The following is a 12,446-nucleotide window of genomic DNA, read 5'->3' on the forward strand; positions in this document are numbered from 1 at the left end:
CCGGGACCTTCGGCGCCGTTCGCCATTCGGGACCTTCGTCCCGGTATACCCGAGACCCACTGCCCAGTGTGATGGGCAACACGTCTCCGGGCAAACGAGGCCATCCGTCACGCCGACCGCGCTAACCGGATAGCGACCGCGTTCAGCGGATCGCAGCCGGCACCCATCCGCTCCTATGGTCTACATCACACCAGCACGGATCCACCCGGGAGGAGCGCCGAAATGGAACAGCGTCGGCTCCGGAACATCTTCGGACAGTTCGCAAGTGGCGTCACCGTGATCACCTGCGCCAACCACGAGGGCACACCCCACGGCGCGACGGTCACCGCGTTCACCGCCGTCTCCCTCGAGCCCCGGCTGTGCCAGGTCACCCTGACCCGCACGTCGAAGGCGTGCGGCTTCCTCTCCGGCGCACCGTTCGCGGTGAACATCCTCGCCGCGGACCAGGTCGACACCGCCCTGCACTTCGCCGGCCGGCCGCAGACCCCCGGCCCGGTGTTCGAGGACGGACCCACGGCGCCGGTGCTCGCCGGGGCCGCGGCGACCCTGTCCTGCGTCCCGTGGCGCGAGTACGACGGCGGCGACCACGTGATCTACATCGGCGAGATCGTCGATGCCCAGTGCCGCGACACCGCCCCGCTGCTGTTCTACCGGAGCACCTTCCACGAACTCGGCGCACCGAGCGCCTCCGCCGCATGGAACGGCTCGATGGACGATCCGCACAGCGGCTGGTTCGACGCCCGGACCCGGTTCACCCCGCTCCACCTCGATGCCGCGGTGAACTGACCACCGCCCGGAACCACTTACCAGTTCCCTTCACCCGCAAGGAGATATCCATGACCACTCTCGAGTCCCGTCCCGGCGAGAACACGATCGACCGCTCCACGGTGAACGTCGCCGCCGATTCCCCGGCGAACCGGCAGCAGAACTTCGCCACGCGGCCGATGACCGGGGACGAGTACATCGAATCGATCAAGGACGGCCGCGAGATCTGGCTGCACGGCGAGCGCGTCAAGGACTTCACCAACCATCCGGCGTTCCGCAACTCCATCCGCATGACGGCGCGCCTCTACGACGCGCTGCACACCGGCGAGCACGTCGACACCCTCACCTGTCCCACCGACACCGGCAACGGCGGGGTGACCATGCCGTTCTTCCGCACCCCCACCTCCGCCGACGACCTGCTCGCCGAACGCGACGCCATCGCCACCTGGGCGCGGATGACCTACGGCTGGATGGGCCGGTCCCCCGACTACAAGGCCTCCTTCCTCGGCACCCTCAACGCCAACAGCGAGCTCTACGCCCCGTTCCAGGACAACGCCAAGCGCTGGTACCGCGAATCGCAGGAGAAGGTCCTGTACTGGAACCACGCCATCATCAACCCCCCGGTGGACCGGCAACTGCCCCCGGACCAGGTCGGCGACGTGTTCATGAAGGTCGAGAAGGAGACCGACGCGGGCCTGATCGTCTCCGGCGCCAAGGTCGTCGCCACCGGCTCGGCGATCACCAACTACAACTTCATCGCCCACTACGGCCTGCCGATCAAGAAGAAGGAATTCGCCCTGATCTGCACGGTGCCGATGGACGCGCCCGGCATCAAGCTGATCTCGCGGGCCTCCTACAGCCAGAACGCCGCCGTGGTCGGCTCGCCGTTCGACTACCCGCTGTCCTCGCGCATGGACGAGAACGACGCGATCTTCATCTTCGACAAGGTGCTCGTGCCGTGGGAGAACGTGTTCATGTACGGCGATGTGGAGAAGATCAACGCGTTCTTCCCGCAGTCCGGATTCCTGCCGCGGTTCACCTTCCAGGGCTGCACCCGCCTCGCCGTCAAGCTCGACTTCATCGCGGGCCTGCTGCTCAAGGCCCTCGACGCCACCGGCGCCGGCGGTTTCCGCGGCGTGCAGACCCGCGTCGGGGAGGTCATCGGCTGGCGCAACCTGTTCTGGTCGCTCACCGAGTCGATGGCCCGCGACCCCGAGCCGTGGATCGGCGACACCGTCATCCCCAAGCTCGAGTACGGCCTGACCTACCGGATGTTCATGATCTCCGGCTACCCGCGCATCAAGGAGATCATCGAGCAGGACGTCGCGTCCGGCCTGATCTACCTGCCCTCGTCGGCGGCGGACTTCAAGAGCCCCGAGGTGCGCCCCTACCTGGACAAGTACGTCCGCGGCTCCGACGGCATCACCGCCGTGGACCGGGTCAAGGTCATGAAGGCCCTGTGGGACTCGATCGGCTCCGAGTTCGGCGGCCGCCACGAACTCTACGAGCGCAACTACTCCGGCAACCACGAGAACGTCAAGGCCGAACTGCTCTTCGCCGCCGAGAACCGCGGCATCGTCTCCGGCATGAAGGGCCTGGCCGAGCAGTTCATGAGCGAGTACGACCTCGACGGCTGGACCGTGCCCGACCTCATCGGCAACGACGACGTCAGCGCCTACTACCGCAAGTAACCCCCAGCTGCCGCGCGCGGGCGATCCCCTGCCGCCCGCGCGCGGCGTTCCACCCGCGAAGGAGCGCCCGAGATGACCACCGCCTCGAAGTCCGTCGCCCATGCCCCCGTCCCGGAGTTCGACGCCGTGGTCCTCGGGCGCTCCTTCGCCGCCCTGCGGGCGGCCGGCCGCCTGCGCGACGAACTGCGATTGGCCGTCCACGACACGGCCGGCGCGACCTCCGCCCGCTACGACGACGTCGACCACCGCTGGGACATCCTCGACGGCTCGACCGTCGTCGCGCGGGCCAAGTTCCTCGTCGACGGGGACGGCACCCTCCCGCTGTGCGGCCGCGACGGTGCGCGGTGCACGGCGAACACGTTGACGGCGAAGGGTTTTCCCAACCTCTTCCGGCCGGCCACCGCCGTCCACCCCGATCCCGTCGGATACACCGTCGCGTGCATCGAGCACATGCGCGCCTACGGCCACGACTACGTCGAGCGCCGAGCCCGGGTCCCGATCTGCGACGACGACTTCCCGGAGCTGTCGTTCGACCGGCCCACCCCGCAGTTCTGGGTCGGGTAGGCCCACGCAACGACACAGGTCCCGGACATCGACAAGCGTCTCGACGGTTGTCGACGTCCGGGACTTCTGTGTGCGTCAGCGGCCGCGCAGGACCTCCGCGGGCGTCGTCCCGTAGCGCCGCTTGAACGCCGCGGCGAACCGGCCGGGGTGGCTGAAACCCCACCGGTAGGCCACGTCGGCGACGGTGACCGCGCCCGCTCCGGCGACGAGGTCGGCGTGGGCGCGGTCGAGCCGGATGTCGAGCAGGCACGCCGACGGGCTGCGGCCGACGAAGTGGGCGAACGCCTCCTGCAGGCGGCGGACGCTGGTGCCGGCCAGTTCGGCCATGTCGGCCGAGGTCCACGCCCGGCCGGGATCGTCGTGCAGGGCGTCGAGGACGCGACGGATCATGCCCGGCCGCGGGGGTCCGGCCGGCCCGTCCTGCGGGGCGACGGCCAGGACGAACGCCGCGGTCACGGCACCGGCGAGCTGCGCCCCGACCACCGGATTGCGCACCACCTCGAGGGCACCGTCGAGCTGTTCGGACAGGGCCCGGACGAGCCCGTGCCACTCGCTCGCCGGACCGGTCAGGTCGAGCTGGTCGGGCAGCTCGAGCTTCGATCGCACCGGCGAACCGAGGATCCGGTCGGCCTCCCGCTCGAGATGCTCCCGGTCGAACTTCACCCCGAGCACGGAACACGTTGCGCCCCAATGGGTGATCACACTCGGAGTGTCGGCCCGGAAGACGGTGGCCTGACCGGGCACCGAAACGGTCTCGCCGTGGCTGCCACGGGACTCGAGCCGGCCGGTGACCGGGATGTTCACCTCGTAGGCGCCCGGATAGTCGCACGCGATGGCGATGTCGGCACCCCAGTGCAGGCGGCCGAGGGTCACCCCGCCGAGATCGACCGTCGTCAGCGACAGCTTCGGCCGGTCGGTGCCCGACAAATCGGTCAGCTCATGGGGAAAGTACGCGTCCGCCACCGCCCGGGATGCGGCATCCCAGTCTCCGATCTCGGTCGCACTCACACCACGAGCGTACGTAGCGGAGACGCCGGTCACAGAAAGTCGCGCGATGTGTCCAGGGGCCGCGCGGATCGTCTCGGCGATCGTGTGACTGCCGTCATATGTTCTGCCTCACCCGACGAACGGCCCCGCTCGAGGGGTCTACCCGCCGAAGACACATCGAGGAGCAATACCGATGACGAGCACCCTCTCCTGGATCGACGAGATCACCATGACCGAACTCGAGCGCAACCCGTACCCGGTCTACGAGCGGCTGCGGGCCGAGGCACCGGTCGCCTTCGTCCCCGTCCTCGGCGCGTTCGTCGCCTCGACCGCCGAGGCGTGCCACGCCATCGCGACGAGCGACGACTTCGAGGCCATCATCACCCCGGCCGGCGGGCGCACGTTCGGACATCCCGCGATCATCGGTGTCAACGGCGACATCCACCAGGATCTGCGCTCCATGGTCGAACCCGCGCTGCAGCCGAGCGAGGTCGACCGCTGGATCGAGGACCTGGTCCGGCCCATCGCCCGCCGTTACCTCGAGGGTTTCGAGAACGACGGCCGCGCCGATCTCGTCGCCCGGTACTGCGAACCGGTCAGCGTCCGCGCGCTCGGAGACCTGCTCGGGCTGAAGGACGTCGGCTCCGACACGCTGCGCGAGTGGTTCCACAAGCTGTCCGACTCCTTCACCAACGCCGAGGTCGACGACCACGGTGAATTCACCGACCAGGAGCGGTTCGCGGCCGGCGACGCCGCGAAGGCGGAGATCCGCTCGATCGTCGATCCCCTGATCGACCACTGGATCGAACACCCGGACGACAGTGCGATGTCGCACTGGCTGCACGACGGCATGCCCGAGGGACAGACCCGCGACCGCGAGTACATCTATCCCACGCTGTACGTGTTCCTGCTCGGGGCCATGCAGGAGCCGGGGCACGCCATGTCCTCGACGCTGGCGGGGCTGTTGAGCCGGCCCGAACAGTTCGAAGCCGTCGTCGACGAGCCGGGTCTGATTCCGCGCGCGATCGCCGAGGGCATGCGGTGGACGTCGCCGATCTGGTCGGCGACCGCCCGCATCGCGAGGCGGGACACCACGGTGTCCGGGGTCGACATCGCGGCAGGCACCGTGGTGATCCTGTCGTACGGCTCGGCCAATCACGACACCGGCAAGTACGACGCCCCCACCGAATACGACATGACCCGCCCGCCGCTGCCGCACCTGGCGTTCGGCGCCGGCAACCACGCGTGCGCCGGCATCTACTTCGCGAACCACGTGTGCCGCATCGGCCTCGAGGAACTGCTCGACACCATCCCCAACCTCGAGCGGGACACGAACGCCGAGGTCGAGTTCTGGGGCTGGGGCTTCCGCGGACCCACCGCCCTGCACGTCACCTGGGAGGTCTAGGACATGAGCGCCACCGTCACCGTCGGCGACACCACCGTCGCGTGCGCACCCGAGCAGACCGTGCTCGACGCACTGCTGCGCAGCGGGGTGTGGATGCCCAATTCGTGCAACCAGGGCACGTGCGGCACCTGCAAGATCCGGGTCCGCTCGGGCGCCGTCGACCACCGCACGTCCCCCGAGGCGACGCTGCCCGCGACGGAACGCGACGCGGGCTTCGCCCTCGCGTGCCAGGCCACGCCGTGCGGCGACACCGTCGTCGAGCGGCCACGCACCGACGACGGCCGGGACCGGGACGCCACCCACGCGCTGCGCGACCTCGTCGGCACCGTCACCGAGGTCCGCGACATCGCCCACGACACGCGGCGGATGCTGCTCACCCTGGACACGCCGCTCGAATTCTCCGCCGGGCAGTACGTCGAACTGACTGTCCCGGGCACCGGCGTCCGGCGGCAGTACTCGCTGGCGAACACCCCGGGTGAGGCGAAGCTGCTCGAGCTGCATGTCCGTCGCCGGCCGGGTGGGGTCGCGAGCGACCGGTGGGCGTTCGGCACCGTCGCGGTCGGCGACCGTGTCGACGTCACCGGACCGCTCGGGGACTTCACGTTCGACGCGGAGTCCACCGGCCCCATGGTGCTGCTCGCGGGCGGGACCGGACTGGCCCCGATGAAGAGCATCGTCCGGCAGGCGCTGTCGCTGGATCCGCGGCGCGAGATCGTCCTCTACCACGGGGTGCGCACCGCCGAGGACCTCTACGACTCCGGCTTCTTCCGCGAGCTGGAGGCGCAGCATCCCGGCTTCCGGTTCGTCGCGTGCCTGAGCCGTGAGTCCGGCGGCGACCGCGAGGGCTACGCCCCCGACGCCTTCGTCGAGGACGTGGCGTCGGCGAAGGAGTACACGGGCTACATCTGCGGCTCCGAGGCCTTCGTCGACAGCGCCGTCAAGGCGTGCAAGCGGCGCCGGATGTCGCCGCGCCGGATCCGGCGGGAGAAGTTCACCTCGGCGACGTGACCCACCCCCGGTGCGTCCTTTGGGCTGTTCCAGCAGCCCAAAGGACGCACCGGGCGTTTGGGGACTTCCTACCCTCCTGCCGAGGGTCCTAGGTAGGCCTAGGCATTTGCCTGGTGTGACTGTGGCCACATGGTGGCATGGTGGAGATAACGCGGAAACAGCCCCATTCTCCGCCGGGGCCGACCCGACACCCTTTCTGGAGGATCCCCATGACCGAGACCCTGGACCATGTGCGCGCCGCCCTCGACGGCGCTCTCGTCGAAGACGCGGCCAGCGGCCGATACCAAGTGCGCCGCAACATCTTCACCGACGAGGAGGTCTTCGAGCTGGAGATGAAGCACATCTTCGAAGGCAACTGGGTCTACCTCGCGCACGAGAGCCAGGTTCCGAACAACGGGGACTACTTCACCACCTACATCGGTCGCCAGCCCGTCGTGATCAGCCGCGACAAGGAGGGCGAGCTGCACTGCCTGATCAACGCGTGCAGCCACAGGGGCGCGATGCTGTGCCGGCGCAAGACCGACAACCGCACCACGTTCACCTGCCCGTTCCACGGCTGGACGTTCCGCAACAACGGCAAGCTGCTCAAGGTCAAGGACCCGCGCGACGCCGGCTACCCGGAGGGGTTCAACAAGGACGGCAGCCACGACCTGACCAAGGTCGCCCGGTTCGAGAGCTACCGCGGCTTCCTGTTCGGCAGCCTGAACGAGGACGTCAAGCCCCTCGAAGAGCACCTCGGCGACGCCACCAAGATCATCGACATGATCGTGGACCAGTCCCCCGAGGGTCTCGAGGTGCTGCGCGGTTCGTCCACCTACACCTACGACGGCAACTGGAAGCTGCAGGCGGAGAACGGCGCCGACGGCTACCACGTGTCGGCGACGCACTGGAACTACGCGGCCACCACCGCGCGCCGCACCGCCGGCGAGTCGACCAACGAGACCAAGGCGATGGACGCCGGCACCTGGGGCAAGCAGGGCGGCGGCTACCACTCGTTCGAGAACGGCCACCTGCTGCTGTGGATGTGGTGGGGCAACCCGCAGGACCGCCCGCTCTTCCCCCGCAAGGACGAGCTCGCCGCAGAATTCGGCGAGAAGAAGGCCGAGTTCATGGTCGGCGCGTCCCGCAACCTCTGCCTCTACCCGAACGTGTACCTGATGGACCAGTTCTCCTCGCAGATCCGGCATTTCCGGCCGATCTCCGTGGACAAGACCGAAGTCACCATCTACTGCATCGCCCCCAAGGGTGAGAGCGCCGAATCCCGCGCCAACCGCATCCGCCAGTACGAGGACTTCTTCAACGCCACCGGAATGGCCACCCCGGACGACCTCGAGGAGTTCCGGTCCTGCCAGAAGACCTATCTCGCGTCGGCCGCCCCGTGGAACGACCTCAGCCGCGGCGCCACCCACCAGCTCAACGGACCGGACCAGGTCGCGCTGGACCTCGGCATGAAGAACGTGCTGTCGAGCGGCGTGAAGACCGAGGACGAGGGCCTGTACCCGATCCAGCACGGTTTCTGGCTCGAGAGCATGCGCAAGGCCGTCGCGGCGGAAACCGCCGAGAACGCCGTCGCCGAGCCCACCACCACGAACGAGCGCTGAGGAAGACCAGGACATGACCGCCGCAACGGAATTGACGCAGACCGACATCGAGCAGTTCCTCTACCGCGAGGCCCGTCTCCTCGACGACCGCGAGTTCGAGAAGTGGCTCGAGTGCTACCACCCGCAGGCCGAGTACTGGATGCCGGCATGGGACGACAACGGTGCGCTCACCGAGGACCCGCAGCGCGAGATCTCGCTCATCTACTACCCCAACCGCGGTGGCCTCGAGGACCGGGTGTTCCGCATCCGCACCGACCGCTCCTCCGCGACGTCGCTGCCCGAACCGCGCACCGGCCACAACATCACCAACGTCGAGATCCTCGAGCGCCGCGGCACCGAGATCGACCTGCGCCACAACTGGTTCTCGCTGTACTACCGGTACAACACCACCGACACCTACTTCGGCACGAACTTCGTGACCCTCGACGTCTCGGGCCCGCACCCGGTGATCAAGAAGAAGAAGATCGTGCTCAAGAACGACTACATCCACCACATCGTGGACGTCTACGTCGTCTGATCCACCCCCGATTCACGAAAGGAGGCACATGCCGTGAGCTTTCAGGTGGCATTGAGCTTCGAGGACGGGGTGACCCGCTTCATCAAGTGCGGACCGAACGAGACGGTCGCCGACGCGTCGTACAAGGCGCGGATCAACATTCCTCTCGACTGCCGCGACGGCGCGTGCGGTACCTGCAAGGCACTGTGCGAGTCCGGCAACTACGATGGCGGCGACTACATCGAGGAGGCGCTGACCGACGACGAGGCCGAGCAGGGATTCTGCCTGCCGTGCCAGATGGTCCCGGAATCCGATCTCGTGCTGCAGATCGCGACGACCTCGGACGTCGCGAAGACCGCGGCCGCGACGTACACGGCGACGATCACGGACCTGCAGCGGTTCTCTCCCAGCACCGTGGGCTTCACCGTCGAGATCCCCAATCGGGACGACCTGGTGTTCCTGCCGGGCCAGTACGTGAACATCACCGTGCCCGGAACGGAACAGACCCGGTCGTACTCGTTCAGCACGGGACCGAACGACCCGCAGTTGTCCTTCCTGGTGAAGATCACCGAGGGCGGCCTGATGTCCGAGTACCTGAGTGATCGCGCCCAGGTGGGAGACACCCTGCAGTTCACCGGCCCGTTCGGCAGCTTCTTCCTGCGTGAGCGTAAGCGCCCCGCCCTCCTGCTCGCCGGCGGTACCGGCCTCGCGCCCCTGCTCGCCATCCTGTCGAAGATGCAGGAGGAGGGCAGCGACCTGCCGGTGCACCTGGTCTACGGCGTCAGCTTCGACCAGGACCTGGTCGAGCTGGACAAGCTCGAGGCCTACACGCGGTCGCTGCCGAACTTCACGTTCGACTACTGCGTTTCCGATCCGGAGTCGACCGCCCCCAACAAGGGGTACGTCACCGGCCTGTTCGAGCCGAAGCACCTCAACGACGGCGACGTCGACGTCTACCTGTGCGGGCCGCCGCCGATGGTCGAGGCGGTGCGCACGCACCTGTCGGACGAGGGCATCTCGGTGACGAACTTCTACTTCGAGAAGTTCAACAACTCCGCGACCCCCGGCGCCGCCGAACCGGCGCCCCGGCCCACCGAGCGGGAACTCGAAGCCGCCACCAGGGCAGCCGAGGAGACCGGCCTGCCGGTGTCCCTCGGCGCCGCCGAGCAGGTGCCGGTGGGCAACTACGAGATCGGCGAGGAGCACCCGCCCGTCACCGAATCCGACGCCCAGTTCGACGCGCGCATGGCGCTCGAACTCGGTGCGCTGGAGCTGACCATCGGCCGGCTCACCGACGCGCAGCTCGTGGAATTCCGGATTCTCGCCGAGGCGTCGACCGCGTCGATCGACCACGACCGCTTCACCGACGCGGGCGCGTTCACCGACACCAACGCCGCCTTCCACGAGTTCCTGTTCCGCTGCTGCGGCAATCCCGTGCTGCTCGAGGCGTACAACCGGCTCGAGGTGACCCAGCTGATGCGCAAGGTGCTGCGCACCGCGCAGTGGGTGGACGAGCAGATTCCGCACGACCACCTGCAGATCGTGCGGGCGTTCGAACGCAAGGATCGCGCGGCGGCCCGCGACCTCATCGTCAGCCATGCCGAGCACGCCAAGGCGACGATGCGCCGCGCCATCGAGGAGTCCGCGAAGGTGGAACTCGCGTGAGTGCCCTTCTTCCGGTCGGCACCGTGTACCCGGGCCGCTTCGACGGCAGGGTTGTCACCGTCACCGGCGCCGCGCAGGGTATCGGCCTCGTGGTCGCGTCCCGCATCGCAGCCGAGGGCGGATCCGTGATCCTCGTCGACCGCTCCGAGCTCGTGCACGAGGTGGCGAAGGAGTTGCGCGAGAAGGGTTTCCAGGCGCACTCCGTCACCGCCGACCTCGAGACTTTCGCGGGAGCGCAGTCCGCGATCGACGAGGCCCGGCAGCAGCACGGCCGCATCGACGTGCTCGTCAACAACGTCGGCGGGACGATCTGGGCGAAGCCGTACGAGCACTACACCCCCGAGCAGATCCAGGCGGAGGTGCAGCGGTCGCTGTTCCCGACGCTGTGGACATGCCGCGCGGTGCTGCCGTACCTGATCGAGCAACGCTCGGGCACGATCGTCAACGTGTCCTCCGTGGCGACGCGCGGTGTCAACCGCGTCCCCTACGCCGCCGCCAAGGGCGGGGTCAACGCGATCACCGCCGCGCTCGCCCTCGAGGCCGCCCCGTACGGGATCCGGGTCGTCGCCACCGCCCCCGGCGGCACCGACGCCCCCGCCCGCCGGGTAGCGCGCGGCCCCGCCGCGCAGAGCGAGCAGGAGAAGGGCTGGTACCAGCAGATCGTGGACCAGACCGTCGACTCCTCGCTGCTCAAGCGGTACGGCACGCTCGACGAGCAGGCCGCCGCGATCACCTTCCTGGCCTCGGAGGAGGCCTCCTACATCACCGGCACGGTTCTTCCCGTCGCCGGCGGCGACCTGGGGTAACACCCCAGCACCGCCACAGGCCTCACCGACAGGCCAGGGATCCCCTGCCGGTGAGGCCCTCTTTCTGCCCCGTTTCATTTGTGACCGCACTCACAGACCGGAGCCGACATGGCCGACAACACAACAGCCTGGGCAAGTCCCCGGCACCGCCGCACCGTCATCTGGGTCGTCGCCCTCGCCACGCTCGCGATCATCTTCGACGGCTACGACCTCGTCGTCTACGGGACGATCCTGCCCACACTGATGGCCGACCCCAGCCAGATCGGAGCGATCTCCGCGCAGCAGGGCGGCGCGCTGGGCTCGTACGCCCTCATCGGCGTCATGGTCGGCGCCCTGTTCACCGGCGCGTTCGGCGACCGGCTCGGGCGCCGGAAGATGATGCTGATCAACATCGTCTGGTTCTCCGTCGGCATGGGCGCCGCGGCGATGGCCACCAGCATCACCTCCTTCGGCATCCTGCGCTTCTTCACCGGCATCGGCGTCGGTGGTCTCGTCGCCACCGCGGGTGCCGTGGTGGCCGAGTTCGCTCCGCCCGGGAAACGGAACCTGTTCAACGCGATCGTCTACAGCGGCGTCCCCGCCGGCGGCGTCCTCGCCTCTCTGCTGGCCATCGTGCTGCGCGACACCATCGGCTGGCGCGGACTGTTCTGGATCGGCGCGCTGCCGCTGGTGATCCTGCTGCCCCTGGCCCTGGTGAAGCTCCCCGAATCCCCGATGTGGCTGCAGGCGCGCGGGCGGACGGACGAGGCGGCCGCGGTCTGTGACAAGTTCGGTCTCCCCCTGCCCACGATCGCCCCGGCCCCGGCCGAGAAGGTCGGATTCGCCGCACTGGCCACCCGCCGCTACGCGTGGGGCACCACCCTGCTCGGCCTGATGAGCTTCGCCGGGCTCCTGCTGACCTACGGCCTGAACACGTGGCTGCCGAAGATCATGGCCGACGCCGGCTACAACGCGAAGGGCTCGCTCGCATTCCTGTTGGTGCTCAACGGCGGTGCGATCATCGGCGGCCTCCTGGCCTCCCGGATCGCCGACGGCCGCGGCCCCCAGCCGGTCATCGCCACCACGTTCGGCCTCGCCGGCCTGGCACTGATCCTCCTCACCTTCGGGTTCCCGCTGCCCGTCCTGCTGACCGCGGTGGCGATCGCCGGGGTCGGCACGATCGGCACCCAGGTGCTCATCTACGGGTTCGTCTCCAACTACTACGAGACGGCAGCGCGCGGTGCCGGTGTCGCCTGGTGCGCCGGATTCGGCCGGCTCGGCGGCATCTTCGGCCCCATCATCGGCGGCCTGCTCATCGGTGCCGGGCTGAGCAACGACGTGAGCTTCTACATCTTCGCGGGCATCGCCGTGGCCGGCGCCCTGGTCACGGTGTTCGTTCCCATCCGACGGGGTGCGCAGTACGTTGCCCGAACCCCCGAAGCTGCGGCCGCGAGCCCCACTACCGTGGAAGTGTGACTC

General features: G+C 68.5%; 11 protein-coding genes. 10 read left to right on the plus strand and 1 reads right to left on the minus strand.

From position 1 onward, the window contains the following. Nucleotides 1-222 precede the first annotated feature (222 nt). From HFP48_RS25185 to HFP48_RS25195, 3 genes are all read left to right on the plus strand, one after another. Nucleotides 223-786, plus strand: a complete 564-nt coding sequence (locus HFP48_RS25185; protein ID WP_043802490.1) for a flavin reductase family protein — start codon at nt 223-225, stop codon at nt 784-786. Between the two features lie 50 nt (nt 787-836). Then, entirely contained in the window at nt 837-2,456 is a 1,620-nt protein-coding gene (locus HFP48_RS25190) for a 4-hydroxyphenylacetate 3-hydroxylase N-terminal domain-containing protein (protein WP_168580242.1), read from the plus strand. Nucleotides 2,457-2,528: 72 nt separating this feature from the next. Then, a complete protein-coding gene (locus tag HFP48_RS25195; protein WP_072636498.1) occupies nt 2,529-3,020 on the plus strand; it encodes a hypothetical protein in 492 nt (163 codons plus the stop codon). Nucleotides 3,021-3,095: 75 nt separating this feature from the next. Here HFP48_RS25195 and HFP48_RS25200 read toward each other — a convergent pair whose 3' ends face one another. Beyond that, nucleotides 3,096-4,061 carry an AraC family transcriptional regulator gene (locus HFP48_RS25200; RefSeq protein ID WP_037201213.1) on the minus strand — a complete coding sequence of 322 codons (966 nt, stop codon included), beginning with the start codon at nt 4,059-4,061 and terminating at the stop codon, nt 3,096-3,098. A gap of 139 nt (nt 4,062-4,200) precedes the next feature. Between HFP48_RS25200 and HFP48_RS25205 the strand changes: the two genes are divergently transcribed. From HFP48_RS25205 to HFP48_RS25235, 7 genes are all read left to right on the plus strand, one after another. Then, entirely contained in the window at nt 4,201-5,412 is a 1,212-nt protein-coding gene (locus HFP48_RS25205; RefSeq protein ID WP_168580243.1) for a cytochrome P450, read from the plus strand. A gap of 3 nt (nt 5,413-5,415) precedes the next feature. Beyond that, a complete protein-coding gene (locus HFP48_RS25210; protein WP_006946208.1) occupies nt 5,416-6,420 on the plus strand; it encodes a 2Fe-2S iron-sulfur cluster-binding protein in 1,005 nt (334 codons plus the stop codon). A 209-nt stretch (nt 6,421-6,629) separates the two neighbouring features. Beyond that, nucleotides 6,630-8,021 (plus strand): benzoate 1,2-dioxygenase large subunit, encoded by a 1,392-nt coding sequence (benA, locus tag HFP48_RS25215; protein WP_168580244.1) that lies wholly within the window; start codon nt 6,630-6,632, stop codon nt 8,019-8,021. A gap of 13 nt (nt 8,022-8,034) precedes the next feature. Further along, nucleotides 8,035-8,538, plus strand: coding sequence for a benzoate 1,2-dioxygenase small subunit (benB, locus tag HFP48_RS25220; protein WP_043801243.1), 504 nt, complete (start codon nt 8,035-8,037; stop codon nt 8,536-8,538). Nucleotides 8,539-8,571: 33 nt separating this feature from the next. After that, a complete protein-coding gene (gene benC / locus HFP48_RS25225) occupies nt 8,572-10,182 on the plus strand; it encodes a benzoate 1,2-dioxygenase electron transfer component BenC (protein WP_006946215.1) in 1,611 nt (536 codons plus the stop codon). Then, the gene (locus tag HFP48_RS25230) at nt 10,179-10,988 is read left to right on the plus strand and encodes a 1,6-dihydroxycyclohexa-2,4-diene-1-carboxylate dehydrogenase (RefSeq protein ID WP_006946217.1); all 810 of its coding nucleotides are present in this window, start codon (nt 10,179-10,181) and stop codon (nt 10,986-10,988) included. The genes benC and HFP48_RS25230 overlap by 4 nt, the downstream gene beginning before the upstream one ends. 108 nt (nt 10,989-11,096) lie before the next feature. Then, nucleotides 11,097-12,443 carry an aromatic acid/H+ symport family MFS transporter gene (locus HFP48_RS25235; protein ID WP_006946218.1) on the plus strand — a complete coding sequence of 449 codons (1,347 nt, stop codon included), beginning with the start codon at nt 11,097-11,099 and terminating at the stop codon, nt 12,441-12,443. Nucleotides 12,444-12,446 lie beyond the last annotated feature (3 nt).

Origin of the sequence: Rhodococcus sp. DMU1, assembly GCF_012272955.1 — a bacterium.
Classification (GTDB): Bacteria; Actinomycetota; Actinomycetes; order Mycobacteriales; family Mycobacteriaceae; genus Rhodococcus; species Rhodococcus aetherivorans.

Excerpts from the sequence above, each read along its gene's own strand:
- HFP48_RS25185 (WP_043802490.1), top strand. The coding sequence starts at position 223 with ATGGAACAGCGTCGGCTCCGGAACATCTTCGGACAGTTCGCAAGTGGC.
- HFP48_RS25190 (WP_168580242.1), top strand. The coding sequence starts at position 837 with ATGACCACTCTCGAGTCCCGTCCCGGCGAGAACACGATCGACCGCTCC.
- HFP48_RS25195 (WP_072636498.1), top strand. The coding sequence starts at position 2,529 with ATGACCACCGCCTCGAAGTCCGTCGCCCATGCCCCCGTCCCGGAGTTC.
- HFP48_RS25205 (WP_168580243.1), top strand. The coding sequence starts at position 4,201 with ATGACGAGCACCCTCTCCTGGATCGACGAGATCACCATGACCGAACTC.
- HFP48_RS25210 (WP_006946208.1), top strand. The coding sequence starts at position 5,416 with ATGAGCGCCACCGTCACCGTCGGCGACACCACCGTCGCGTGCGCACCC.
- benA (WP_168580244.1), top strand. The coding sequence starts at position 6,630 with ATGACCGAGACCCTGGACCATGTGCGCGCCGCCCTCGACGGCGCTCTC.
- benB (WP_043801243.1), top strand. The coding sequence starts at position 8,035 with ATGACCGCCGCAACGGAATTGACGCAGACCGACATCGAGCAGTTCCTC.
- HFP48_RS25235 (WP_006946218.1), top strand. The coding sequence starts at position 11,097 with ATGGCCGACAACACAACAGCCTGGGCAAGTCCCCGGCACCGCCGCACC.